This window comes from Cupriavidus sp. FW305-3-2-15-C-LB2 (assembly GCF_058787575.1).
In genome coordinates this window covers 25,650-51,489 of sequence record NZ_JBYSZW010000011.1, presented here as the reverse complement: position 1 = coordinate 51,489, position 25,840 = coordinate 25,650, and the positions used below count along the sequence as shown (strand labels likewise).

Below are 25,840 nucleotides of genomic sequence, written 5' to 3'. Positions count from 1 at the left end.
CAAACAGACTATGGCGCGCTACCGACCGGAAACCGAGGAAGACGATCTTGCCACCGGGCAGTTCCGGGCGTTCCTGGATGAACTCGTCAAGCTGCAGGAGCGGTTCTCCGAACAACCCGACCTCAGCGGCGAAGCTGCCGCGCAAGGCATGAACCGCCAGCTGCTGAACCTGCTGGAAGTGCAGACCCTGCAATCGCGGCGCGACAGCTCGCGCTTCGAGATGGAGGACGTGGCCGATGCCCGCTACCTGAAGGCGGTGCTCGCCGATGAAATCCTGCTGAACGCCGATTGGGCCGGCCGCGCCGCGTGGCATGGGCATCTGCTCGAATCGACGCTGTTTCGCACCAACGTGGCAGGCGACCAGGTGTTTCGCCGTATCGAGCAGCTGCTGCTGGACCGCGAGCCGTCGCGCCGCAACCTGGCACGGCTGTACCTGTTCACGCTCGGGCTTGGTTTCCAGGGGCGCTTTCGCGGCGCCGATGCCGAAGCGCGGCTGCGCAGTCTGCGCGAGGAACTGTATGAGTTCATCTACCAACGCCGGCCAGACCTGGGCGGACGCGAGCGCGTGCTCAGCGAATCCGCGTACGCCCACACGCTCTCGCATATCGCGCCGCGCAAGCTGCCCACGCTGACGCGCTGGACCGTGGTGTTCCTGCTGGGCCTGGCCACCCTGCTGGCGCTGTCCGAGGTGACGTGGCTGTGGCAATCCTGGCCGGTGCGCGAAGCGCTGCGGGCCGACACCGTGGCCGGAGGCACGCCATGACGCGCCGGCAGCCCATCCGCGCCCGGGGGGCAGGCGCATGCTGACCAGCAACCTGTTTCTGATTTCGATCGGCGTGCTGACGCTGGTGGCGCTGGCCGTGCTCGGCGCGGTGCTGTATTTCGCTGCGCAGCGGGCCCGCGCCAAGCCGGCGGCCGAGCGCAAGATCGTGCGCCTGCGCACCGATTCGCTGCGCACCGCGTTCCGCCAGGCGATCGAGCTGGTCGAGGGCAATATCGCCTCGCGCGCCGAGCGCTACAACATTCCGTGGATCCTGGTCCTGAATGAGGGCGAGGATGCGCGGCCGCTGCCGATCGCTCAGTCCGGCGTGGCCAGCGTGCTGGGCTCCGACGCTGCCAATGCGGCCGCCACGCAGGGTATTTCATGGCACTTCTTTGACCGCGGCGTGGTCATCGACATCAATGCGGCCTATCTGGGCTCGCCTGACGACGATACCGATGAAAAGCCCTGGGACGAGTTCCTCGGCCTGTGCCGCGGCTATCGCCCGCAACGGCCCTTCGACAGCGTGGTGGTGACGGTGCCGGCGGCGATGCTGCTGGCCGACGACACCGACGCACAGCTTGAGCTGGTGCGCCGGGCCAAGCTGGCCCACCGGCGGCTATGGCTGGCGCAGAACCGCTTTGCGGTGCGTTTCGCGGTCTATGTGGTGGTGACGGGCTGTGAGTCGCTGCCGGGCTTCGCGCACTTTGCGCGCGCGCTGCCAGAGCCGATGCGCGCCGGCATGCTGGGCTGGTCCTCGCCGTACGACCTGTCGGCCACCTACCAGTCGGGCTGGATCGATGCGGCCATGTCGGGCGTGGTGCGCGCGGTGTCGGACGGTGTGGCCGAGCTGCTGGCGATAGGGGCGCAGGAGGTGGATGCCTGCCAGTCGCTGCTGCTGCCGGCGCGCATCGAAGCCATGCGCGGGCAGCTCACGCGCTATGTCGACGAACTGCTGCGGCCCAGCGCCTATCACGAGCCCTTCTATCTGCGCGGCGTCTACCTGACCGGCGACAGCGGCGAGCTGGCGGCGCATGCACCGGCCTTCGCCGCGCCGCGCCTGCGTGCGGCGCAGCCTGACGCACTGGCGCCAGAGGATGCGCACGCGCCGGAGCTGGCGCCGGCAGCCAGCGCCAGCTCGTCCGCCGACCTGCTCAACGAGCTGATGCGGCAACCGGCGTTCCTGCGCGACCTGTTCGAGAAGAAGATCTTCCTGGAGTACGGGCTGACGCGGCCATCGCGCTCGCAGCAGCTGGCGCGGCCGCTGGTGCACCGTGCGCTGCGCTGGGGCGGCATGGCCGTGCTGTGCGCGTGGGCCGGGGGACTGCTGGTCGCGGCATGGCAGATGGGACATCGCCATGCCGAACTGCTGGCCGCGCTTGGCGAGCTGCGTGCCGGCGCGCAGCAGCGCGCGCTGGCCGCGCAGCGCGGCCAGGACCTGCCGCCGGACTGGTACCGGCGCCAGGCGCTGGGGCTGATCGCGATGAACCAGCGCCTGAGCGCGCAGTCGGTCTCGTCCTGGTTCATGCCGGGCTCGTGGGCCTTTATCGACGACCTGGACGGGCGCGTGCACGATCGCTTCCAGCGCGCCTTCGGCGAGATCGCGCTCGACACCATCGATCGCGAACTGCTGGCACGCGTCGACACGCTGACAGGCGTGGGGCGCGACCCGAGCACCGGCCAGCTGATCATCGGCGACAGCTGCCTGGCGCCGCCGGGCGCACGGGGCGAGGCCCTGCCGCCACGCAGCCTGGCGCTGGAAGACATGCCGGAGATGCGCGCGCTGCAGCAGTACGTTGCCGCGGTCGACCAGTTCGACGCTGCGCTGCAAGCGCTGCACCGGCTGGAAACGCCGCAGCCTGCCAACGCCGATGCGCTGCGGCTGGTGGTGCGCTATGCGCTGGGGGCGGAGTTGCAGGGCGAGGTCTCGGGCAGCCTGCCGTATTTCCAGCGCGACCCTGGCAAGGGGCGTGGTGCCGCAAGCCTGGCAACCGGCGGCAGGGCACTGACCGCGCTGGTGCCGCCCTTGCGCTGCACCTTCGACAAGGGCACGCGCCAGCTCGACGAGCGGCTTTTCAACAACAACCCGCTGCTGGTGGCCGAGCGCGCCGTCAGGTCCAGCCTCGATGAACTGGCCGGCGGGGCCAATGCCGGCAGTGGCGTCAACCGGGTCCTGGCCGACTACCGCGGCATTGTCGCGGCGATCGGCACGCAGCAGGAACTGCTGGCGTCCGGCAAGGGCGGCTGGATCAGGCAGCCCCAGTTCGCCGCGGGCACCGTCTACGCGCGCACGCTGGCGCAGGCCGCGCAGAACCGGCTGCTCGGCGAAGACCTGGTGGCAGCCGCGCGCGCACGCGCTGAAAGCGGCTTCCAGGCCTTCACCGGCGAGCTGGCGCAGCGCTTCAGCGGACCCGACAGCGGGATCGCGTGGCAGGACAAGGACGGCCGCTTCGTGGTCACGCCCGAGCGGCTGGCCTTGCGCGACCGGCTCGCCGCCCTGCTGAACCAGCCGTTCATGGCGCCGCCGCGCGACCTGGCGCTGCCGTCGGTGCCGGCCGGGTCGGCGGTGCTGTGGGATCGCCAGCAGCTTGACCAGGCCATCGCCCTGGGCGACATGCGCAAGCGCTTTCTTGACGAGGGGCTGACGGGCCTGCCAGGCCCCTGGCGCGATGCGATTGCGCAAAGCGTGGACCAGCAGTTTGCGCGGCTGGTGACCGACCAGGTCGCGACCGCGGCAATCATGGCGCCGCTGCAGGCCGATGGCGGCAGCGCCGGCTTCGAGGCTGCACTGGGCCGAATCGCGCGCATCAAGACCATGCTGGGCGAGATGCATGCCATGTCGCGCGTGGATGACCTCGATGCGCTGGTTTCGCGCGATGCGCTGGCACGGCTGCGCGCGGTGGACGAGCTGCTGCAGCAGTCCGAGCTGTACGCGATCCGGCAGGGCAGCGCCGGCGACGGGGCCCGTGCGCCGCGCTCGCCGCTGCTGACGGCGTTCGGGCTGAACGACGCGGCGGCGCTGGGGCCGTACCTGGACCAGCAGTCGGCGCGTGCGCAGGCCCTGGGCCGCGAGGCCGCGGTGTATCTTGCCGCGCTCTCGCCCGCCGACGCCGGCTCTGGCCTGGCATTGCGCTGGCAGGCGCTGAACCGCGATCTGGAACGCTATCGGCTCAAGAACCCGAACAGCCGGCTGCTGATGCTGGAGCAGTTCGTGCAGGCCGCGGCGGCCGAGTCCGGCCAGGGCGTGTGCCTGGCGCGCTTTGCGGCGCGGCCTGCCGGCGGGGATGACTACTTTGCCGCGCTGCACGTGCGCCTGTACGACGGCCTGCTCGCGCGCTGTGCACAAGGCTATTTTGCCGACCTGCAGCGGCAGTGGGACGGGTTCTCGGCCACGTTCAATGAACGGCTGGCCGGGCGCGCGCCGTTTGGCGGCGCCGCCAATGCCGGCGAGGTGCGCACGGCGGACTATGCCGAGCTTGGCCGGGTGCTCAAGCGCTATGAACCGCTCTCGGCGACGTACCGGGCCGCGCGTGGCGACGGGCCGCTCAGGAATATCGCGTCCGGCGTGCCGGTGCACCAGTTCATCGACAGCTTCGACCAGGTCAGGACCCTGCTCGCGCCACTGTATCCGGTCGAGGAGGGCGCGCCCGCAGGCTATGACGTGAGCGCGGAGTTCCGCGTCAACCGCGGCGCGGAACTGGCCGGCAACCAGATCATCGACTGGACCCTGACGATCGGCGCGCAGAGCCTGTCGATGCGCGATGCGCCGCGCTCGCTGCACTGGGACTACGGCAGTCCGGTGACGCTGACGCTGCGCTTTGCCAAGGACTCACCGATGGTCGCGTTGCCTGACGCCGAACAGCGCGCGCTGGCCGCCGACGGCAAGACCATGACCTGGCGCTTTGCCGACCCGTGGTCGCTGCTGTCGTTCATTGCGCGCCATCGCATCGCGGATCCGGGCGGGCGCGCCGACAGCACGGCGCAACTGCTGCGCTTCGACTTTCCGCTGGGCAGCGCCGCGCCGGATTTCACGGCGGCGCCCAGGCCGGTGCGCGGCCGTGTGTTCCTGCGTCTGGTGCTGACGGCCGCGGGCAGGAAGATGCCGCTGCCGTGGCCGCAAAGCTTTCCCACCCGGGCTCCTGAATGGACCAACCTATGACGACGCCAACGCAAGACCGCATCCCGGCCGCGCAGGCACTGCTTGCGCCGGTGCCGGGCGACGATCCCGCGGGCGCTTCGCTGCGCTACGACGCGGTCTATCGCGCCATCGCCGAAGCGCGCCAGCACGACGACGAGTCCTTGCCGATGCGGGAATGGGAGCGCCCGCTGGTCAAGGCTGACTGGAAACGCGTGGCCGCGCTCGCCAGCGAGGCGCTGGCCACGCGCAGCAAGGACTTCCAGCTGGCGGCATGGCTGTGCGAGGCGTGGATCCATCTGCACGGCGCGGCCGGCTTTTGCGCCGGGGTGCGCTTGCTGGGGGCGTTGGCGGACGCGTATTGGGAAAGCGCCTGGCCGCGCATGGAAGCCGGCGATGCGGAGGCACGCTGCGCCCCGATCGCATGGCTCAACGAGACCTTGCCAGCGGTGCTGGCGCTGCATGTCCCGCTGTTGTCGCTGGCCGACGAGAAACCCCTGCACATCACGCTGGACCTGTGGGAACGCAGCCTGGCGCCGGTCGATGACGACGACAGCCTGGGCCGCGAGGCGCTGCTGCAGCGCGCGCATCACGCGCCCGACCGGGCCCGATTGGATGCGTTGTGGCGCGACCTGCACGGCGCCAGCGCCGAATGGGCTGGGTTTGACCGGCGCATCGACGCGCTGCTGGGGGCGCAAGCGCCGAGCCTGGCGCGCGTAACCGACACGCTGGCGCGGCTGGTGCGGGCGGTGGCGGCGCTGCGCGGGGACGAAGCAGGCAGCGCTCACCGTGGCGAACCCGCCGCCACGGGGCCGGCCGGTAACAACGATCCCGTGGACGATCCCGAGCCGATGCCGGTCTTGCCCGCCGCGGGGCCGGGGCAGACCGCCATGCTGGCGCACGGCCGCATCGAGGACCGTGCGCATGCCTACCAGCTGATCCGGGATGTGGCCGACTACCTGGCGCGCCATGAGCCGCACAGCCCCACGCCATACCTGCTGCGGCGCGCGGTGCGCTGGGGGCAGATGCCACTGGCGGATCTGATGCAGGACATCCTGCGTGAGGACGGGGATATCGGGCGGTATCTGGCGCTGCTGGACAACTAGCTGGCACGGCATCCGAGCCCGGGCATTTTCTGACATCAAGTGGACAAGGGGAGCTGGAACATGCTGAGGACCCAATACCAGACGTTCATCGCCGCCACCGCCAGGGACTGGAAGTTCCTGGCACGTGGCAGCAATATCCGCGCGGTCGATTGCGCGCTGGAAGACTATTGGCGAGAGATGAACGGCGCACGGGACGCACGGCGGGAGATCGCCAGCCTGAACGCGATCGTGACGGCGTGCATCGGCTGGCTGAAGCTCAAGCGCGGCAAGCCGGAAAGCCGTCAGGGCTTGGTTGGCGGCGCTGAAAAGATCAATGCTCTGTTCGTCACGCGCCGTCGTGCAATCACGAATCTCGGCAGCGAAGCGTTGCAGGAACTCTATGCGCGCCTGACCCAGCTGGGTATTCTCACCCCGGACTTGCGCGGGCGGATGAAATTCGACCGGCGCAAGCTGCTGGTGCTCGGTTCCGGTGTCAACCACGGTGACCGCTCGCCCTACGTGCGCGAACTCAGGCCGATGGGCGCGGACTATCAGAACGAGCGTCTGTCCTATCTCCAGTCGGGCAAGGTCCAGGCGATCTCGGGCAGCGGTGTCCATCTGACGCACAAGAATCTCTCGCAGATGATGCCGGCCAACCCGCAACGGCGCGCAGAGGCCGAGGCGATTGCCAGCAAAGATGTGCACGCACTGACGCTGGAGGATTTCCAGCTGCTCGATGCCATCGGTCGGGAGAACCTTGTCACAGGCGATGTCAACTATCTGACAAAGAGCGAACGCATGCGGTATATGGCGATCGTCGGAGACGACGGACTTCTGTACGACGTAAATAACCAGCGCATCACGACACATGCGGTCAAGGTGACAGCCTATGCGATGGACAAGTACGGCTCCTTGTTCATTAAAGATGCAGATCCGCTGGATGACGCCATGTTCTTCAACCACTCGTCGTTCAACGCGGGCAATGATGTTATTTGCGCAGGTACGCTGACCATCAGGAATGGCTCGCTGCGCGTGATCGACAACAACAGCGGCCACTACAAGCCCACGCGGGAAAACCTGCACAACTGCCTCAGCGTGCTTGCCAGCGAAGGGCTCGCCTGCAGTTGGGCGAGCGTCAACCTGTATGTATTCGTCATGGGCGAAAAGCAGGAGCATCGCTATACCGCGAACGAATTCCTGAGAGACCCCAATGGCCGACCGATGCGTATCGCCGGCGGGCGCTGACGCGCGGTCGGCGGGCAATCCCACGGGATCGGGTAAGGCGCGGGTATCATGGGCCATCCGTCCAGGCAACCGCGCCCCGATCCCCGATGAGTCTCGACCCCGCCGAACTCCAGGCCCTACGCCCCTACCTGCTGCGCTTTGCCCGCCTGCAGCTGCGCGACCAGGCACTGGCCGAGGATGCCGTCTCGGAAACACTGCTGGCGGCGCTGGAGCACCCTGAGCGCTTCGCCGGCCAGTCAACGCTGCGCACCTACCTGGTTGGTATCCTCAAGCACAAGATCATCGACACCCTGCGCAGCGGCAAGCGTGAGGTCAGGCTGGCGCTGGCCACCGATGCCGAGGGCCAGCGGCAATCCGACGACGATGCCTTCGACGCGCTGTTCACGCGCAACGGCCACTACCAGGACCCGCCATCCGACTGGGGCAACCCGGAACGCGCCTTTGAGCGCCGCGAGTTCTTCGAGATCCTGCAGCTGTGCGTTGACCGCCTGCCGGAGCGCACCGGCCGGATCTTCATGATGCGCGAGTGGCTGGAGCTGGACACCGAAGAAATCTGTCAGCATTTGCAGATCAGCGCGACCAATGCCTGGGCGATGCTGTACCGCGCCCGCATGCGCCTGCGCGAATGCCTGGAACTGCACTGGTTCGGCCAGCGCGGCCGGCCCGGCAAGGCCGGTTGATCCCGGCCCCCCGCCCATGCAACGGATAAGCCACTGAGCAACATGCCAGATTCCCGCCCTTCCCGCCGCCTGCTGCCGAACTGCGAAGAGATCCACCACCTCACCATGAAGGGCCTGGACCGGCCGCTGTCATGGGGCGAGCGGCTGCGCATGCGCTCCCACCTGGCGATCTGCGACGCCTGCACCAGCTTCAGCGCCCAGATGCGGACCCTGCGCGAGGCCATGCACAGGCTGGGGCGCGACGAATGACAAAAGGCCAGCGGATTCGCTGGCCTTCTTGCTGGCTGGGTGCCGGTATCGCTCAGGCGCGCGCGCCTTCCCCATAGGGATCGAACTTGCCGGCACGGCTACCTTCGGAATAGGTGTCGAAGCTGCGCGCTGGGGCGGCCGACACGCCGCTGCGGTCCAGCCCGGCCAGCGTGCGTGCGCCGTCGACAAACGGATCGGCCTTGCCGACGCGGGCGCCTTCCGTGAACACATCATGGCTGCGGAACTCATAACCATACTTGTCGCCGGGCACGGTGCTGCGGAAGCTGTAGCCGTACTTGTCGCCGGGCACTTGTTCGGCGGCGGTGGCGGCTTGCGCGGCGCCCAGGGCGGCCAGCGACAGGAGCAGGGCGGTAGCGAGGCGGGTGGTCTTGGTCATGATGGTTCTCCTTAAGCTCGTTGAATTTGTCAGAAGGCTTTGCGTTGTGTGCGTGCCGTTCATGTACAGAACTATAGGGGCGCCATCGATACGGAAGCAGGTCAGTTGCCGGACAAGTTATTCAAAAAAATTGAATTAATGGGCGAGGGCGGAAATGATCCGTGGCATGACGCAAATGTAATGACCCCGTCGCCGGAATGCCCGGTGCGGCTCAGTTAAACTTGCGGCTCGCTGCACTTCCCCGGCGCCTGATGCTCGGCGGCCAGGGCAGCTGCCACTTCCCCTATGCAACGGCTCATCCTCATCCTTCTTGCGCTCGTCCTGCCGCTCCAGTTCGCCTGGGCGGGAGCCGCCGCGTATTGCCGGCATGAGGTGGCGGCTTCGGCCAAGGCCCATTTCGGGCACCACGAGCACCAGCACAAGGCCGACAGCGGCAAGCAGGACCAGCCCGCGCAGAGGGCGCAGGACAAGGCCAAGCTCGGCCTGCCCGATCCCGACTGCGGCGTCTGCCATATCGCTTCGCTGCCGTTTGCACGGGCCGACGCGCCCGACGTGCACGCCATGCGCCGGGTGGAACTGGCACCACCGGCGTCGCAGCCCAGCTTCTCTTCGCACAGTGCGCGGGCGCCCGACCGTCCGCAGTGGCCGCGTCTCGCTTAGCCGGCGAGACGACGCTTCCATTTCCTGGTTTTCCTGAGTCCCTGACGTCAGGCGTCTCGCCGAATTCTCCCGGTTCCTTTCCTGGTGCAATTCGATGCGAAGACTTTTGCTGCCGCTTGGGCTGGCGGCCGTCCTATCCAGCCCGATCCATGGCGTCGCGCAGACGCCGCCCCCTGCCATGGCGCAGCCATCGGCATCCTCGCCGGCCCCGGGGCAAGAGCCTGTCGGCACGCTCACGCTCGACGCCGCGCTGGCGCTGGCCGAAGCCGGCAGCTTCACGCTGTCCGCGGCGGGCAAAGAGCTTGACGCCACCGAGGGCGATGTCACGCAGGCGCGCGTGCTGCCCAATCCCGAACTGGCCGTGTCGATGGAAGACACGCGCAAGGCCACGCGCTCCACCACCGGCCAGATCAACCTGCCGATCGAACTCGGCGGCAAGCGCGCCGCGCGCATCGGCGTGGCCGAGCGCGGGCGCGAGCTGGCGCAGGCCGAACTGGGCAGCGTACGCGTCGAGCTGCGCGCCGCGGTGATCACGCGCTTCTTTGGCGTGCTGGTGGCGCAGGAGCGCGTCAAGCTGGCCGAAGGCTCGGTCGGCATCGCCAGCAAGGCGGCCGCGGCGGCCGGGCGGCGCGTGGCCGCCGGCAAGGTCGCGCCGCTGGAAGAAACGCGTGCCAGGGTCGAACAGGCCAATGCCGAGCTGGAACTGGCCGAGGCCACCGGCGCGCTGCAATCCGCACGGCAATCGCTGGCCGCGCTGTGGGGCAGTGCCGTGCCGCACTTTGCGCAGGCGCAGGGCGACCTTGACGCGCTGCCCTCGCGCCCCGCGCCGGCAGCACTGCAAGCGGCGCTGGAAGACTCGCCGCAGCTGGCGGCAAGCCGCCTTTCTGCCGAGCGCAGCCGCGCCGAAGTCGCCGTGGCGCGCAGCCGCCAGTACCCCGACGTGACCGTGAGCCTGGGCGCCAAGCGCGACAACGAGGCCAACCGCAATATGGCCGTGCTGGGCGTGGCGATCCCGCTGCCGCTGGACCGCAACCAGGGCAACCTGTACGCCGCATTGCGCCGCGCCGACAAGGCGCAGGACACGCACGCGGCCACGCGCATCCGCCTGGTCGGTGAGCTGCAGCAGGCATCGACGCAGCTGTCGGTATCGCGCGCCGCGGCGCAGACGCTGCAGGCCTCGGTGCTGCCCGCGGCGGAGCAGGCCTATGCCGCCGCCTCGCGCGGGTTCGAGGCCGGCAAATTCAATTTCCTCGATGTGCTGGATGCCCAGCGCACGCTGTTCCAGGCGCGCATCCGCTACCTGGACGTGCTGGCCCGCACCTATGACGCGGCGGCCAGCATCGACCGCATCCTCGGACACTGATACGGAAGCTGCAGACATGGCAATGAGCAAGCAACAACGGGCCGCCGTGGTGGCCATCCTGGTCGCGGGGCTGCTGGGCGGCGCGGCGATCCTGTCCACCAGCAAGGGCGGCGGCGCCACCGGCGAGGCCAGGCACGGGCATGCCGAGGAGCACGAACATGGCAAGGAAGGAGGCAAGGCGGCCGCGCACGCTGACGCCAGCGCCCCCGCGGCGAAACCGGAAGCCGAAGGCAAGCCGCACCTGATCGCGCTGACGCCTGCGCAGATCCAGCAGGCCGGCATCGGCATCGCCACCGCCGCCGCGGCGCCGCTGCGCAGCAGCGTCGAATTCCCGGGCGAGATCCGCTTCAATGAAGACCGCACCGCGCACGTGGTGCCGCGCGTGGCGGGCGTGGCGCAGGCGGTGCCGGCCAACCTTGGCCAGCAGGTGCGCAAGGGCGAAGTGCTGGCGCTGCTCGCCAGCACGACGCTGGCCGAGCAGCGCAGCGAGCTGCTGGCGGCGCAGAAGCGCGAGGGGCTGGCGCGTGCCACCTATGCGCGCGAGAAGACGCTGTGGCAGGAGAAGATCTCCGCCGAGCAGGATTACCAGCAGGCCCGCACAGCGCTGGAGGAAGCGCAGATCGCGGTGCAGAACGCGCGCCAGAAGCTGACCGCGATTGGCGCCACGGAGAACAGCGCGGGCAAGGGCGGCAGCCTGAACCAGTTTGCGCTGCTTGCCCCGTTCGATGGCATCGTGGTCGAGAAGCACCTGGCGCTGGGCGAAGCAGTCCAGGAAGCCACCAGCGTGTTCACGGTCTCCGACCTGAGTTCGGTATGGGCGGAGTTCGTGGTGTCCGCGCGCGACCTGGACCAGGTGCGCGTTGGCGAAGCGGTCACGGTGCGCTCGAGCGCCTCGGACACGCAGGCCGAGGGCAAGGTGTCCTACGTCGGCGCGCTGCTGGGCGAGCAGACGCGCACGGCCAAGGCGCGCGTGACGCTGGCCAATCCCGGCATGGCGTGGCGCCCGGGTTTGTTCGTCACGGTCAGCGTGCTGGGCGCGCCGGCGCAGGTGCCGGTGACGGTGGCGGCCGACGCGGTGCAGCAGGTCGACGGCCAGAGCGTGGTGTTCATCGCCGTGCCGGGTGGGTTTGCGGTGCAGCCGGTCAAGACCGGGCGCGCCGGCAGCAAGCTGGTGGAGGTGACTGAGGGCCTGCAGGCCGGCGCGCGCTACGCCGCGGCCAACAGCTTCATCCTCAAGTCCGAGCTGGGCAAAGCCAGCGCCGGGCATGAGCACTGAGCGGGAGGCGTGCATGTTTGAACGTCTGATCCGCTTTGCCATCGAGCAACGCTGGCTGGTCCTGCTGGCGGTGCTGGGCATGGCCGCGCTGGGCCTGTACAGCTACACCCGGCTGCCGATCGACGCGGTGCCGGATATCACCAACGTGCAGGTGCAGATCAACACTGCCGCGCCGGGCTATTCGCCGCTGGAGACCGAGCAGCGCATCACCTATCCGGTCGAGACCGTGATGGCGGGCCTGCCCGGGCTGGAGCAGACGCGCTCGCTGTCGCGCTACGGGCTGTCGCAGGTGACGGTGATCTTCCGCGACGGCACCGATATCCACTTTGCGCGCCAGCTGGTCAACCAGCGCATCCAGGAAGCGCGCGACAAGCTGCCTGCCGGCATCACGCCCGCGATGGGCCCGATCTCGACCGGGCTGGGCGAGATCTACCTGTGGACGGTCGAGGCCGACCCCGGAGCGCGCAAGCCGGATGGCACGCCCTATACGCTGTCGGACCTGCGCGAGATCCAGGACTGGGTGATCCGCCCGCAGCTGCGCAACGTACCCGGCGTGACCGAGGTCAATGCCATCGGCGGCCATGCGCGCGCCTATGTGGTCGCGCCCAGTCTGGAGCGCATGGCGTCGTACGGGTTGTCGCTGGCCGATGTGGTGAGCGCGCTGGAGAAGAACAACGACAACGTCGGCGCCGGCTATATCGAGCGCCGCGGCGAGCAGTACCTGGTGCGCGTGCCGGGGCAGGTGCGCTCGCTTGAGGATATCCGCGACGTGATCGTCGGCACCGCGCAGGGCCTGCCGATCCGCGTGCGCGACGTGGCCACCGTGCAGACCGGCGGCGAGCTGCGCACCGGCGCGGCCACCGAGAACGGCCGCGAGGTGGTGCTGGGCACCGTGTTCATGCTGATCGGCGAGAACAGCCGCACGGTCTCGCAGGCGGTGGACCGCAAGATGGCCGAGATCAACCGCACGCTGTCCAAGGGCGTGCAGGCGGTCACGGTGTACGACCGCACCACGCTGGTCGACAAGGCCATTGCCACGGTCAAGAAGAACCTGCTGGAAGGCGCGGTGCTGGTGATCGCCATCCTGTTCCTGTTCCTGGGCAACCTGCGCGCGGCGCTGATCACCGCGCTGGTGATCCCGCTGTCGATGCTGTTCACCTTCACGGGCATGGTGCACTACCGCATCAGCGCCAACCTGATGAGCCTGGGCGCGCTGGACTTCGGCATCATCGTCGACGGCGCGGTGGTGATCGTCGAGAACTGCGTGCGCCGGCTGGCGCATGCGCAGGAGCGCCACGGCCGGCCCCTCACGCGCAGGGAACGCCTGCATGAAGTCTTTGCCGCGGCGCGCGAGGCACGCCGGCCGCTGCTGTACGGGCAGCTGATCATCATGGTGGTGTACCTGCCGATCTTTGCGCTGACCGGGGTCGAGGGCAAGATGTTCCACCCGATGGCCTTCACCGTGGTGCTGGCGTTGCTGGGCGCGATGGTGCTGTCGGTGACCTTCGTGCCGGCCGCGGTGGCGCAGTTTATCGGCAACCGCGTGGCCGAGCGCGAGAACCGGCTGATGGCCTGGGCACGCCGCCGCTACGCGGTGCTGCTGGAGCGCTCGCTGGCCGCGACGCCAGTGGTGCTGACGTTTGCCGGCGTGGCGGTGGCATTGTGCCTGGCCATTGCCACGCGGCTGGGCAGCGAGTTCGTGCCCAGCCTGAATGAAGGCGACCTGGCGATCCAGGCCTTGCGCATCCCCGGCACCAGCCTGACGCAATCCGTGGCGATGCAGCAGCAGGTGGAAACCGCGCTGAAGGCCAGGTTCCCGGAGATCGAGCGCATCTTTGCGCGCACCGGCACCGCGGAGATCGCCTCCGACCCGATGCCGCCGAATATCTCCGACGGCTACATCATGCTCAAGCCCATGTCGCAATGGCCCGAGCCGCGCCGCACGCGCGACCAGCTGATCGCCGCGATCCGCGATGAGGTGGGCAAGCTGCCGGGCAACAACTATGAATTCTCGCAACCGATCCAGCTGCGCTTTAACGAGCTGATCTCGGGCGTGCGCTCCGACGTGGCGGTCAAGGTGTTCGGCGACGACAACGCCGTGCTGGAGCAGACCGCCAATCGCATCGCGGCGGTGCTGCAGGGCATCCCCGGCGCGGCCGAGGTGAGGGTCGAACAGACCACCGGCCTGCCGATGCTGACAGTCCAGATCGACCGCAACAAGGCGGCGCGCTATGGCCTGAACCTGAGCGATATCCAGGATGCGGTGGCGATCGGCATCGGTGGCAAGGTGTCTGGCACCTTCTTCAGCGGCGACCGGCGCTTCGACATCGTGGTGCGCCTGCCCGATGCCGTGCGCGAGGACGTGGAAGCGCTGCGGCGCCTGCCGGTGCCGCTGCCGAAGGAAGCCGCAGCGCGCACCAGCTATATCCCTCTGAGCGAAGTCGCCAGCGTGGAGATCGCGCCGGGCCCCAACCAGGTCTCGCGCGAGAACGGCAAGCGCCGCATCGTGGTCAGCGCCAATGTGCGCGGGCGCGATATCGGCAGCTTCGTGCCCGAGGCCGGGGCCGCCATCCGCGCGCGCGTGCAGATCCCGGCGGGCTACTGGACCAGCTGGGGCGGCACCTTCGAGCAGCTGCAGTCCGCCACCGCGCGGCTGCGCATAGTAGTGCCGCTGGCGCTGGGGATGGTGTTCGTGCTGCTGTTCGCCATGTTCGGCAACGTCAAGGACGGGCTGCTGGTCTTCACCGGCATCCCGTTCGCGCTGACCGGCGGCATCCTGGCGCTATGGCTGCGCGGCATTCCGCTGTCGATCTCGGCGGCGGTGGGCTTTATCGCGCTGTGCGGCGTGGCGGTGCTCAACGGGCTGGTGATGCTGTCGTTTATCCGCTCGCTGCGCGAGGAAGGCCATGGGCTGGATGCGGCGATCCGCGATGGGGCGTTGACGCGGCTGAGGCCGGTGCTGATGACCGCGCTGGTTGCGTCGCTTGGTTTCGTGCCGATGGCCCTGGCCACGGGCACGGGTGCCGAGGTGCAGCGTCCGCTGGCGACGGTCGTCATCGGCGGCATCCTGTCGTCGACGGCGCTGACCTTGCTGGTGTTGCCGGTGCTGTACCGGCTGGCGCACCGGAACGACGAGCCGGCGACGGAAGCGGCGCAAGGGGAAGGGGAGCTGGCGCGAATGGATGCGTGAAGTCCCAGGGTGTGGCGGCGTTGCGTCACTTCATTCGATAGTTCATGTCACCATGAACCTTCGGCCTGCGCCGCGGCGGCATGATGTGACTGTCCGCCCGCCCCCGGGCGCTGGGTTCGCTGCAAGGACTCAGCACTTCCATCCACTGTGCCGCCATGCCCGATACCGATATCGATCCGCTCAGCGCCGTCACCCATCCCGACCCGTACCCGTACTACCGGGAGCTGGCCGCCAGCCAGCCATTCTTCCGCGATGACCGCCTTGGCCTGTGGGTTGCCGCCGGCCCGCAGGAAGTGGCCGACGTGCTTGCCCACTCCGACTGCCGCGTGCGGCCGCCCGCACAGCCGGTGCCGCCCGCGCTGGCCGGCACCGCCGCCGGCGAGCTGTACGGCCGGTTGGTCCGGATGAACGACGGCGCCGCGCACGCGCCGCTCAAGGCCCTGCTGATGCCGATGCTGGCGGGTATCGACCCGGCCGCCGCGGCGCAGCGCGCAACGGTGCTGGCGGCGGTGCTCGATGCCGGCGAAGCGTCCTGGGCCGCCATGTCCGGCGAGTGCATCAATCGCTGGCTGTTCACGCTGCCGGTCGTCACGGTCGCCGACCTGCTTGGCCTGCCGGTTGCCAACGAAGGCAGCAGCGCGGCCGAAGCCGCACAACGGGTTGCGGCCTTCGCCGGCGCGCAGTCGCCATTGGCCGATGCACCGGCCGTGCGCGCAGGCGCCGAGGCCGCTCAATGGCTGGGGCACTGGCTTGCCGATGCGGCGGACGGCGCAGGGCCGCTGCCGGCGCTGCGGCAGGCAGCCCGTGCCGCCGGCATCGACGCGCAGGCGGTCGCCGCCAACATCATCGGCCTGCTGGTGCAAGCCTGCGAAGCCACCGCGGCGCTGGCCGGGAATACGCTGCTGCGGCTGGGTCGCGACACGACGCAGTCAGGGCTGCCGCTCGATGCCGTGGTGGCGCGGGTCGCCCGGGAGGATCCGCCGGTGCAGAATACGCGGCGCTTCCTGGCCGCCGATGCGCAACTGTGCGGCCACGCCGTCAAGGCCGGCGACGCGGTGCTGGTGCTGCTGGCCGCGGCGTCGGGCAGTGGTGCCGCGGCCGGCGAACGGCCATGGACCTTCGGCCACGGCCGCCATGCCTGTCCCGGCGACCGCCTGGCGCAGGCGCTGGCTGCCGCCACGGTGGCGGCGCTGCGTGCGCGTGGGGCCGACCCGGCCGCGCTGGCGCAGGCATTCCGCTATCGTCCGTCGCTGAACGCACGCATTCCGCATTTCCTTTGATTCCCGCCATTGCCCCCAGGAGACAACATGATCGCAGTCATCTTCGAAGTCGAGCCCGCGCCGGGCCGGCAGGACAACTACCTCGACATCGCCGCGCACCTGCGCCCGCAGCTGGAGGCCATCGACGGCTTTATCTCGGTGGAGCGTTTCCAGAGCCTGACCAACCCCAACAAGCTGCTGTCGCTGTCGTTCTTCCGCGACGAGGCCGCGGTGATCGCCTGGCGCAATACGCTGGCTCATCGCCAGGCGCAGGCGGCCGGTCGCGGCGGCGTGTTTGCCGGCTACCGGCTGCGCGTGGCGCAGGTGCTGCGCGACTACGGGCTGAACGAGCGCGACCAGGCGCCGGCGGACAGCCGCGCGGTGCATGACCACAAGGCGGGCTGAGGGGGGGCAGCGATGACGATGGAAGCAATCGCCACCCAAGCCGCCTTTATCGGCCTGACGTTCTTGCTGGCAGGCTTTGCCAAGGGGGTGGTGGGCCTGGGCTTGCCCACGGTTGCGGTGGGCATGCTGGGGCTGGTGATGCCGCCCGCGCAGGCGGCGGCGCTGCTGGTGGCGCCGTCGATGGTGACCAACGTGGTGCAGCTGTTCAGCGGCCCGCGCTTCGGGCAGCTGATGCTACGGCTGTGGCCGATGCTGGTGGCGATCTGCGCCGGCACCTGGCTGTGCGCGGCATGGGTGCCGGCCGGCATGACGACGCACGCGACCTCGGCCTTGGGTGTGGCGCTGGTGCTGTACGCGGTGGTCGGGCTGGCAGCGGTGAAGCTGGTGGTGCCGGCAGGGGCGGAGCGGTGGCTCGGGCCGTTGATCGGGCTGGTCACGGGTGGCATTACGGCGGTGACCGGTGTGTTCGTGATTCCCGCCGTGCCTTACCTGCAGGGACTCGGGCTGGACAAGGAAAGCCTGGTGCAGGCGCTCGGGCTGTCGTTCACGGTATCGACCATTGCGCTGGCGGTGAGCCTGGCCATGGGCGGGTCGCTGCTGCATATGCCGGTGCTGGGCGCCTCGGCGCTGGCGCTGGTGCCGGCGCTCGGCGGCATGTTCCTGGGCCAGTGGCTGCGCCACCGGATCAGCGCCGAGCGCTTCCGCAAGCTGTTCTTCTGCGGGCTGCTGGTGTTGGGCGGCGAGCTGGCGCTGCGCGGGCTGTCCTGACCCTGCCGCTGGCTTGCTCCCCTCTCCCGCAAGCGGGAGAGGGAGCGCACAGTCGGTCATTGCCGCCCGATTGGTACTTCTATCGGGCGCCGTCCTCTAGTGGCTGACCTGCACCGTGCGGCCGTTGAGCGGCTGCACCGGGCGGGCGTTCATCGGATAAAGCTGACGGAATGCGGCCAACTGCGCCGGCGACACTTCCACCGGGGTCTTCAGCACCTGCCAGCGCACGTCCTCGCTGCACGGCGGCGTGGTCAGCGAGCCGGTGAAGGCCCAGTACGACTGCCGGGCCGGCAGCAACGCCGCCACATCCAGCGGCGCCGTCAGTTCGCGCGACTCTCCGGCCTTGGCCGGCAGGCTCGCGAAGACCGGTTTCAGCGCCGCATTCTCCCGCCCGGACTTGAACAGCACCGCCACCACCGCCAGCTTGCCTTCTGCATTCTGGTGCACCAGGTGCGCGACCAGCGGATAGGCCTTGCCGTTGATCTTCTCTTCGCTGGGCGTATGGAAGTGGAACTGCAGCAGCTTGTAGGGCACGCCGTCGAGTTCGATCTGCCCCGCTGCGGGCAGGTTGACCTGTACGGTGTGGCCGTTGTTGACCACGGTGGCGGGCGCCGCGGCGTAGCCAAAGCCGATCGGCTTCAGGTCCGCAGGCCGGGCCTTGCTGGTGCGGATATCGATGGGCGACTGGTGCTTGCCCAGCGCACAGGTCTTGTAGTCCTGGTCGAGCTCGGCCCAGTGGCTGGTACCGGTCGGTCCGGTGTAGCTCCAGTGCGGGTCATTGCCGGCCCACGCGGCAGGTGCAAGCAAGGCGGTGCAAACCGTGATAATCGGCAGCCTGGTGTTCATTGTCGATGCGTCCTAGTGTTGGTAACCCCTTGGTTTCCGACGTGGTGTTGTCAAGCTGTCCCCGTCTTGAGTGCCGGGTCTTTTGCCCGGGCCGGAAATCATGCAGCAAAACTACCGTCCAGCGAATAAGGCATTGCTGAATTCCGGTCTGCACAGCGTTTAACAAGGGTACGGACTGCATGCACGCATGCGATTGATGCGTGCCGCGCATGCCGGCATGGAACGGACACGGCGCCGACATCTCACGTGGCACGCTCCACAGGCATCCCCGCTCAGCCGGGGATGCCTGCCTGCCACCGTTTGTCTCGGGATTTCAGCCAGGCCGCGCGCCGGCCTGGTTCGACTCCAGTTGCGCGCGTACCGCGGAGATATGGTCGCCCGCGGCATCGACGGCGTTCTCCAGGTCGCTGGTGCTGCAGCCCAGCTCCCGGCACCAGTACTGCACTTCAAGCGGATCCATCAGGTTGATGCGGCCAGGATCCAAAGGCCTGAACTCGTTTGTCACATCGCTCATGCTTGCCTCCTGTCCATGTCTCGGGGCGACACGGCCCTTGCATTGTAGGCAGTGATCCGGCACGCGTTGCATGCAAGGCGGCCTGAGCTTGCGCATATGATGTACGGGTTACCCCAGCCGACAGGACGCCGCATGCCCCGCTCATCTGGTGCAAAACTCTGGTCCACGCTGAACAAGGCCGCGGCCCGCAATGCGCGCCGCATGCAGCGCGCCGTCAACCAGAACCTGACCAGGCCGATGACCGAGGCCATCGTGCGCAACGCGGTGAAGCAATCGGCTGCAGTCACGGCCGCCACGCAGCGCGCACTGTCGGGCGTGGTATCGCCGGTGCAGGCGCCGCAGAACCGCGGCAGCGGGCGCTGGGAAGAAGGCGCATGGGGCGCACCAGTGGCGCCGCGCCGCTACCGCATCTTTGTGCCGGCCGGCGTCACGGCGTCGCGGCGCGCCCCGATGCTGGTGCTGCTGCATGGCTGCGGCCAGGATGCCGCCAGCTTTGCCGCGGTCACGCGCGCCGCCGCGGTGGCGCGCGAAGCCGGCTGGGTGGTGTTGCTGCCTGAACAGACCTCGCAGGCCAACGCACAGCGCTGCTGGAACTGGTTCCGGCCCGGCGCGCAGGGTGGCGTCGAGGCCGGTCTGCTGATGGCGCTGATCGACCAGGCTTGCCGCGGCCATCCGGTTGCCGCGGACCGCATCAGCGTGCTGGGGCTGTCCGCGGGCGGCGCGATGGCGCTGATGCTGGGGCTGCGCTATCCGGGACGCTTTGCCGCAGTGGGGTCGCACTCCGGCGCGGTGCCATGGAGCGCCAGCAATGCCGCCCAGGCAGCGCGCGCCATGCGCGGGGGGCACGGGCCCGATGCCAAGGCCATGCAGGCGCTGCGGTTCGGACTGGCAGGGCGCCGCCCGCCGCCGTTGCTATTGCTGCATGGCGATTCCGACCACGTGGTCGACTTCAGCAACGCCACCGCCGCGGCGGGCATGTGGATGCACCTGCAGCCGGAGGATGCGCACGCGCTGTCCGCGGCGCCGGCACGGCGCATCCAGCGCGGCATGCGCCGTGCCATGGATGTGTTCGACTGGACGGAGGGAAAGTCGCCTTACGTGCGCCTGGTGCGGATCGAGGGCCTGGGTCACGCCTGGAGCGGCGGGGCAGGCGGGCAGGCGTTCTCCGATCCGGCGGGGCCGGATGGGTTGAAGCTGGCGTTGCGATTTTTTCTGGCGGTTGGGGGGTGAGGCAGGCTTGACGCCTCATGGATATCGCGCTGTCATCCGGTTACGAAGGTGATCGCGTTTTCTCCGAGCGAGCGAACGGCGAAGTCTCGTCTCGGCTTCCTGCAAGACCTGACACGGCTGCCCGACCTCGACAAAAGTGTCGAATAGTACCTTCGACTGACCCCTACCCCAAGCTTACCGGCTCAATCACCACATCACTGGCCGGACAAGCCACACACGGCAAGATCAGCCCCTCTTCCCTCTCATCCAGACTCAACCCCGGCCATTCGATCCGATAGCGGATCGTCCCCGCATGCAGCCGGCTGGCGCAGGCGCGGCAGGTGCCGTTGCGACAGGAGTTGGGCAGCGCCACGCCTTCGAGCAAGGCAGCTTCCAGCAGGCTCAGCTCCGCCGGCGCGGCGAAGCGGGTATTGCCTGGCAGCACGCTTGCGGTGAATTCGGCGCGGTCGTCGGGCGCCACCAGCTCGCGTTCAGCCATGGGCCTCATCCTCCGCTTCCGGGAATTGGGCGCGTCCGTGGGTCGCGTCGCGCAGGGCGTCGCGTGCGGCGTCGAGCTGGGTTGCGGGCATGCGCAGGACCAGCGTGGCCAGCGCGCCATAGGCGGTGTCGGCCAGCGTGCAGCCCGGCTGCGCTTCGTAGTCGAGCCAGCGGCGCACGCGCGGCTCATCGGCATAGTCGACGGACACCGTCAGGGTGCCGTAGGCGATGCGTTCCACGCGCTCGGCCGTTTTCAGCGCGGCCGCGATGGCATCGGTGTAAGCGCGCACCAACCCGCCCGCCCCCAATTTGACGCCACCGTAATAGCGCACCACCGCCGCCAGCACGCCGTCCAGGTCATGGTGGCGCAGCACTTCAAGGATGGGCCGGCCGGCGGTGCCGGAGGGCTCGCCATCGTCGGACATGCCCGAGGCGCCGCCAGCCAGCAAGGCCCAGCACACGTGGGTGGCGGTGGGGTGCTCGGCGCGCAGCGCCTGCAGCGCCGCCATGGCGGCGTCACGGTCGGCAACGGGCAGTGCCAGCGCCAGGAAGCGGCTCTTGCGGATTTCGATCTCGGCCCGGACGGGGTTGGCTAGCGTGTAGGTGGGCAAGCGGAAGGGCGGAAGTAGGCAGAAACGGCGGCTGCCGGCATTCAATGGGTCCGCGCCTGTGGAGCCGCGGATGCAAAGGGCGAGTGTACCGCAGCGGCATCCTGGCTCAGCCGAAAGCGCCGCTTTTGTGTCGTATCGTCAACTTGGTGTCACAAACAGCGCCTACGATCCGCTCCGGCCATGCGCAATGCCGCCCGCCGCCCGCCTGTGCCAACAGGTGCCCGGCCCCGCCCGCGGGACCGGCGCAAATACGCAGTGAACAACATATCCCTTCCTCTTCCCCGGATCGAGAACATGCTTGAACAACCCAATGCAGGCCGCCGCAAGGCCCTGAAGCTCCTGGCCGGCGCGCCGATGCTGCCGCTTGGTCTTGCCTCCACCAGCCTGCTGGCAGGTTGCGGCGGTGGCGACGACGCTGTCGCCGCGCCGCTTCCGCCGGCCCAGGCGGCCACGTTCACCACGGCCGAATTCGTTGGCATGAGCGCGCCGACGCTGGCAACGCCCGACGCCATGGCGACCACCACGGTGGGCTCCAGCCTCAAGGTGTCGTTCAGCGACGGCAGCAGCCAGACCTACAAGCTGGCCTACCAGCCGTTCTTCATCACCGGCGACACCCTGCCCGACGGCAAGGGCGGCACCATCCTGGCCGGCGGCTACTACGACATCAACAACAAGCCGATCATGGACACCTCCGTGGCCGGCAAGGAGCGCCAGTTTTTCTCCGACGCGCCGGACGGCAGCTCGCTGCTGACCCTGGCCAACCCGACCGTGCCCGGCGTCAAGGGCAAGACGGTGTTTGCGGTGGTGCAGTTCGAGTACACCACGCGCAACCAGGGCAATGTCAGCATGTACGGCCTGCTGCCGTCGCCGATCGCCGTGGTGACGCTGGACCAGGACCCGGCCACCGGCAAGCTGACCCCGCTCAAGTACCACAATGTCGATACCTCGGGCGTCAACGGCCTGTGGATCACCTGCGGCGCCAGCCTGTCGCCGTGGAACACCCACCTGTCGAGCGAGGAGTACGAGACCGACCTGCTGAACGCCAGCGCGGTCACGCAGTTGCAGGGCTACAGCCAGAACCTGTACGGCGACCCGGCCCGCGCCAACGCCTACAACTACGGCCACCTGCCGGAAGTCACGGTCAACCCGGACGGCACCGGCACCATCAAGAAGCACTACTGCCTGGGCCGCATCTCGCATGAGCTGGTACAGGTCATGCCCGACGAACGCACCGTGCTGATGGGCGACGATGCCACCAACGGCGGCCTGTTCCTGTTTATCGCCGACCGCGCCCGCGACCTGTCGTCCGGCACGCTGTACGTGGCCAAGTGGCACCAGACCTCGGGCGTGGGCCCGGGCAGCGCCACGCTGTCGTGGATCAGGCTGGGCAGCGCCACCAGTGCCGAAATCCGCGCGCTGGTCGACGGCGGCATCAGGCTGGCCGACATCATGGATGTCAAGACCACCGATCCCGCTGACGTCAGCTACACCCGCATCATCTACAACGGCAAGCCGAACTGGGTGAAGCTGATGCCGGGCATGGAAAAGGCCGCGGCGTTCCTGGAAACGCACCGCTACGCCGCCCTGGTCGGCGGCAGCCTGGGCTTCACCAAGATGGAAGGCACCACGGTCAACATCAAAGACAAGAAGGCCTACTCGGCCATGTCCCGCATCGAGTCGAGCATGCTCACGGGCAATGCCGCCAACGCCGGTGATATCCAGGTGGAAGGCCCGTACTCCGGCGCGGTCTATGAGCTGAACCTGAAGGGCGGCCAGGCCGACAAGACCGGCACGGCCATCAACAGCGAATGGGTGCCGGTCGACATGGCGGCGGTGCCCGCGCTGGTCAGCGAAGACCTGGGGGGCGGCAAGATGAAGCAGCAGGATGCGCTGGGCAACTTTGCCAACCCGGACAAGGTCGCCACGCCCGACAACCTGAAGTTCTCGGAAAAGCTGCGCACGTTGTTTGTCGGCGAGGACAGCAACACCCACGTCAACAACTTCCTGTGGGCGTACAACGTCGATACCAAGGTGCTCAGCCGCGTGCTGTCGTGCCCGGTCGGCGCCGAATCCACGGGCCTGCACGCGGTGGACGAGATCAACGGCTGGACTTATGTGATGAGCAACTTCCAGCACGTTGGCGACTGGGAATCGCCGCTGCACGACAAGGTCCGGCCGACGCTTGAAGCCAAGGTGATGGCCAACTACAAGGACCGCTTCGGTGCCGCCGTGGGCTACCTGACGGCCGATCCGACCGGCGTCAGGCTGGCCAAGGCCTGACGCGTCGCGCAGTGCCAGGATGAGGGCGGCGGGCTTCGGCCCGCCGTTTTTTGTTGGCGCGCGATCGTTTAACATGGCAACTCCGGCACCACGCCCAGCCTCCCGCCCGTCATGCCTGACCAGCTTCCGCACATCCACTCCGCGCGCCTCAGCCTGCTGCCCTTTCGTGGCGACGACGCAGCCGAGGCGTTTGCCTGCATCACCCCGACGCTTGCCCGATTCATGGACTGGGATCCGTCGCCCTCGCCGGCGGCTTTCGAGACCGTGTGGCAAGGCTGGCTGGCAGGCATGGCGCGAGGCTCGGAATTCGTGCTCACTATCCGGCGTGCCGACGACGGGCTGTTCCTGGGGCTGGCGGGATTGCACCATGCCGACACGCCCGCGCCGGAACTCGGCATCTGGATCCGCGAGGACTGCCACGGCCATGCCTTCGGCCTGGAAGCGGTCACTGCGCTGGCGCAATGGGCGCAGGACAACCTGTCGCCGGCGCACCTGGTCTATCCCGTGGCCGAACCGAACTGGCCCAGCCGCCGGATCGCAGAGTCGCTTGGCGGCACGGTCGTGGGCCAGGCCACGACGCGCAAGTTTGAGCGCTTGATCTACCGGATTCCGGGGGGCCGTTGACGCACTGCGGCAGCGCGCCCCCCGGCGCGCCGATTCTGCTACGCTAGGCGCTTTCCCCCGCTGAGCATGCCATCATGACCGGCTCCACCCAAGACCCCGATGCACGCCGCATGGCGCCCGCCACCGAGCGCAACCGCGAGCCGATCCTTGCGGTATTGCGCAAAGTGCTGCCCGCCAGCGGCACGGTACTGGAAATTGCCAGCGGCACCGGCCAGCATGCCGTGCACTTCGCGGCAGCGTTGCCGGGACTGACCTGGCAGCCAAGCGATGCGGAAGCCGCCGCGCGCGCGTCGATCGCCGCGTGGACCGCGCATGCGGGCCTGGCCAATGTGCGCGCGCCGCTGGCGCTGGATGTCTGCCGCCAGCCGTGGGGCATCGACGCCGCGGATGCGGTGGTCTGCATCAACATGATCCATATCGCCCCGTGGGCTGCGGCCGAGGCGCTCTTCGCAGGCGCCGGCAAGCTGCTGGGCCCGGGCGGCGTGCTGTTCCTGTACGGCCCCTATCGCCGCGGCGGCGCGCATACGGCGCCCAGCAACGCCGCCTTCGACGCGCAGCTGCGCGCCACCGATGCCGACTGGGGCGTGCGCGACATGGAAGCCGTGATCGCGTTGGGCGAGGCGCAGGGCATGCGCTGCGACGACCCGGTGCCGATGCCGGCCAACAACTTCAGCCTGGTGTTCCGCAAGTAACCCGTTGCGCGCGCTTCAGCCGCGCACCAGCATCACGATCACGGTGGCAGTCGGGCAGCCCGAGCGGCGCCTTGCTCTAAAATCATCCCGTCATTCGATCCTGCGGTGCCAGCGGCTTCCAAGCCTGCGACACCGCGCCCGCCACGGAGAACACGATGAAGGTCCAGAACATCCTGCAGACGATCGGCAATACCCCGCATATCCGCATCAACCGGCTGTTCGGCAACGGCCACGAGGTCTGGATCAAGTCAGAGCGCAGCAACCCCGGCGCCTCGATCAAGGACCGCATCGCGCTGTCGATGGTGGAAGACGCCGAACGCCGTGGCGTGCTCAAGCCGGGCGGCACCATCATCGAGCCGACCTCGGGCAATACCGGCATCGGCCTGGCCATGGTGGCCGCGGTCAAGGGCTACAAGCTGGTGCTGGTGATGCCGGACAGCATGTCGGTGGAGCGCCGCCGCCTGATGCTGGCTTATGGCGCCACCTTTGACCTGACCCCGCGCGAGAAGGGCATGAAGGGCTCGATCGCTCGCGCCGAGGAACTGGTTGCGGCCACGCCGGGCGCATGGATGCCGCAGCAGTTCGAGAATCCCGCCAATGTCGACGTGCACGCTCGCACCACCGCGCAGGAAATCCTGAATGACTTCCCCGAGGGGCTGGATGTGCTGATCACCGGCGTCGGCACCGGCGGCCACCTGACGGGCTGCGCCCGCGTGCTCAAGGACAAGTGGCCGCAGCTCAAGGTTTTTGGCGTGGAGCCGGTGGCCTCGCCGGTGATCTCCGGCGGCGCGCCGGCGCCGCACCCGATCCAGGGCATCGGCGCGGGCTTTATCCCGAAGAACCTCGATACCTCGTTGCTCGACGGCGTGATCCAGGTCGATGCCGAGCCCGCGCGCGAGATGGCACGCCGCTGCGCGCGCGAGGAAGGCATCCTGGTCGGCATCTCGTCCGGCGCCACGCTGGCCGCGATCGCGCAGAAGCTGCCCGGGCTGCCGGCCAACGCGCGCGTGCTGGGCTTCAACTACGACACCGGCGAGCGCTACCTGACCGTCGAAGGGTTCCTGCCCGCCTGAGCTGCCAAGGCCGGCCGATGA

Annotated in this window: 23 protein-coding genes; 18 read left to right on the top strand and 5 right to left on the bottom strand. The window is 68.7% G+C overall.

Annotated elements, in window-relative coordinates:
* The first annotated feature begins 10 nt into the window (after window positions 1-10).
* From AC3WRR_RS10820 to AC3WRR_RS10795, 6 genes are all read left to right on the top strand, one after another.
* Window positions 11-763 carry a DotU family type IV/VI secretion system protein gene (locus tag AC3WRR_RS10820; protein WP_010810719.1) on the top strand — a complete coding sequence of 251 codons (753 nt, stop codon included), beginning with the start codon at window positions 11-13 and terminating at the stop codon, window positions 761-763.
* Window positions 764-800: 37 nt separating this feature from the next.
* On the top strand, window positions 801-4,919 hold the full coding sequence (locus tag AC3WRR_RS10815; protein ID WP_492296932.1) for a type VI secretion protein IcmF/TssM N-terminal domain-containing protein: 4,119 nt from the start codon (window positions 801-803) through the stop codon (window positions 4,917-4,919).
* The gene (tssA, locus tag AC3WRR_RS10810) at window positions 4,916-6,001 is read left to right on the top strand and encodes a type VI secretion system protein TssA (protein WP_010810717.1); all 1,086 of its coding nucleotides are present in this window, start codon (window positions 4,916-4,918) and stop codon (window positions 5,999-6,001) included. The genes AC3WRR_RS10815 and tssA overlap by 4 nt, the downstream gene beginning before the upstream one ends.
* Before the next feature lie 60 nt (window positions 6,002-6,061).
* On the top strand, window positions 6,062-7,225 hold the full coding sequence (locus tag AC3WRR_RS10805) for an IQM protein middle domain-containing protein (protein ID WP_011617854.1): 1,164 nt from the start codon (window positions 6,062-6,064) through the stop codon (window positions 7,223-7,225).
* Window positions 7,226-7,311: 86 nt separating this feature from the next.
* On the top strand, window positions 7,312-7,905 hold the full coding sequence (locus AC3WRR_RS10800) for a sigma-70 family RNA polymerase sigma factor (RefSeq protein WP_010810715.1): 594 nt from the start codon (window positions 7,312-7,314) through the stop codon (window positions 7,903-7,905).
* Window positions 7,906-7,947: 42 nt separating this feature from the next.
* Complete coding sequence (locus tag AC3WRR_RS10795; protein WP_010810714.1) at window positions 7,948-8,154, top strand: zf-HC2 domain-containing protein; 207 nt, start codon at window positions 7,948-7,950, stop codon at window positions 8,152-8,154.
* Window positions 8,155-8,206: 52 nt separating this feature from the next.
* Here AC3WRR_RS10795 and AC3WRR_RS10790 read toward each other — a convergent pair whose 3' ends face one another.
* Window positions 8,207-8,551 carry a hypothetical protein gene (locus tag AC3WRR_RS10790; protein ID WP_010810713.1) on the bottom strand — a complete coding sequence of 115 codons (345 nt, stop codon included), beginning with the start codon at window positions 8,549-8,551 and terminating at the stop codon, window positions 8,207-8,209.
* Between the two features lie 285 nt (window positions 8,552-8,836).
* Between AC3WRR_RS10790 and czcI the strand changes: the two genes are divergently transcribed.
* The 7 genes from czcI (at window position 8,837) to AC3WRR_RS10755 (ending at window position 17,472) form a co-directional block, all read left to right on the top strand.
* Window positions 8,837-9,211 carry a cation efflux protein, CzcI family gene (gene czcI / locus AC3WRR_RS10785; protein ID WP_492296930.1) on the top strand — a complete coding sequence of 125 codons (375 nt, stop codon included), beginning with the start codon at window positions 8,837-8,839 and terminating at the stop codon, window positions 9,209-9,211.
* 94 nt (window positions 9,212-9,305) lie between these two features.
* Window positions 9,306-10,574, top strand: a complete 1,269-nt coding sequence (locus tag AC3WRR_RS10780) for a TolC family protein (protein WP_492296929.1) — start codon at window positions 9,306-9,308, stop codon at window positions 10,572-10,574.
* 16 nt (window positions 10,575-10,590) lie between these two features.
* Window positions 10,591-11,850 carry an efflux RND transporter periplasmic adaptor subunit gene (locus AC3WRR_RS10775; RefSeq protein WP_492296927.1) on the top strand — a complete coding sequence of 420 codons (1,260 nt, stop codon included), beginning with the start codon at window positions 10,591-10,593 and terminating at the stop codon, window positions 11,848-11,850.
* 13 nt (window positions 11,851-11,863) lie between these two features.
* The gene (locus AC3WRR_RS10770; protein WP_492296925.1) at window positions 11,864-15,040 is read left to right on the top strand and encodes a CusA/CzcA family heavy metal efflux RND transporter; all 3,177 of its coding nucleotides are present in this window, start codon (window positions 11,864-11,866) and stop codon (window positions 15,038-15,040) included.
* A 155-nt stretch (window positions 15,041-15,195) separates the two neighbouring features.
* A complete protein-coding gene (locus AC3WRR_RS10765) occupies window positions 15,196-16,320 on the top strand; it encodes a cytochrome P450 (protein ID WP_492296924.1) in 1,125 nt (374 codons plus the stop codon).
* A 27-nt stretch (window positions 16,321-16,347) separates the two neighbouring features.
* The gene (locus tag AC3WRR_RS10760) at window positions 16,348-16,704 is read left to right on the top strand and encodes an antibiotic biosynthesis monooxygenase family protein (protein WP_010810707.1); all 357 of its coding nucleotides are present in this window, start codon (window positions 16,348-16,350) and stop codon (window positions 16,702-16,704) included.
* Between the two features lie 12 nt (window positions 16,705-16,716).
* Window positions 16,717-17,472 (top strand): sulfite exporter TauE/SafE family protein, encoded by a 756-nt coding sequence (locus AC3WRR_RS10755; protein ID WP_492296923.1) that lies wholly within the window; start codon window positions 16,717-16,719, stop codon window positions 17,470-17,472.
* Window positions 17,473-17,568: 96 nt separating this feature from the next.
* Here the strand turns inward: AC3WRR_RS10755 and AC3WRR_RS10750 are convergent, their stop codons facing one another.
* Window positions 17,569-18,318, bottom strand: a complete 750-nt coding sequence (locus AC3WRR_RS10750; protein ID WP_010810705.1) for a carbonic anhydrase — start codon at window positions 18,316-18,318, stop codon at window positions 17,569-17,571.
* Window positions 18,319-18,631: 313 nt separating this feature from the next.
* Entirely contained in the window at window positions 18,632-18,832 is a 201-nt protein-coding gene (locus tag AC3WRR_RS10745; protein WP_010810704.1) for a DUF3606 domain-containing protein, read from the bottom strand.
* Between the two features lie 132 nt (window positions 18,833-18,964).
* Here AC3WRR_RS10745 and AC3WRR_RS10740 point away from each other — a divergent pair, with 132 nt between their 5' ends.
* On the top strand, window positions 18,965-20,062 hold the full coding sequence (locus tag AC3WRR_RS10740) for an extracellular catalytic domain type 1 short-chain-length polyhydroxyalkanoate depolymerase (protein ID WP_492296921.1): 1,098 nt from the start codon (window positions 18,965-18,967) through the stop codon (window positions 20,060-20,062).
* Window positions 20,063-20,225: 163 nt separating this feature from the next.
* Here AC3WRR_RS10740 and AC3WRR_RS10735 read toward each other — a convergent pair whose 3' ends face one another.
* Window positions 20,226-20,540: a 2Fe-2S iron-sulfur cluster-binding protein gene (locus AC3WRR_RS10735; RefSeq protein ID WP_439672186.1), complete on the bottom strand. Its 315-nt coding sequence runs from the start codon at window positions 20,538-20,540 to the stop codon at window positions 20,226-20,228.
* Entirely contained in the window at window positions 20,533-21,150 is a 618-nt protein-coding gene (locus AC3WRR_RS10730; protein WP_492296920.1) for an IMPACT family protein, read from the bottom strand. The genes AC3WRR_RS10735 and AC3WRR_RS10730 overlap by 8 nt, the downstream gene beginning before the upstream one ends.
* Before the next feature lie 294 nt (window positions 21,151-21,444).
* Here AC3WRR_RS10730 and AC3WRR_RS10725 point away from each other — a divergent pair, with 294 nt between their 5' ends.
* From AC3WRR_RS10725 to cysK, 4 genes are all read left to right on the top strand, one after another.
* Window positions 21,445-23,430 (top strand): PhoX family protein, encoded by a 1,986-nt coding sequence (locus AC3WRR_RS10725; protein WP_492296918.1) that lies wholly within the window; start codon window positions 21,445-21,447, stop codon window positions 23,428-23,430.
* Between the two features lie 111 nt (window positions 23,431-23,541).
* Window positions 23,542-24,054 (top strand): GNAT family N-acetyltransferase, encoded by a 513-nt coding sequence (locus AC3WRR_RS10720; protein WP_011617843.1) that lies wholly within the window; start codon window positions 23,542-23,544, stop codon window positions 24,052-24,054.
* A 74-nt stretch (window positions 24,055-24,128) separates the two neighbouring features.
* Entirely contained in the window at window positions 24,129-24,746 is a 618-nt protein-coding gene (locus AC3WRR_RS10715) for a DUF938 domain-containing protein (RefSeq protein ID WP_492296916.1), read from the top strand.
* A gap of 155 nt (window positions 24,747-24,901) precedes the next feature.
* Window positions 24,902-25,819, top strand: coding sequence for a cysteine synthase A (gene cysK / locus AC3WRR_RS10710; RefSeq protein ID WP_010810697.1), 918 nt, complete (start codon window positions 24,902-24,904; stop codon window positions 25,817-25,819).
* Window positions 25,820-25,840: the final 21 nt, after the last annotated feature.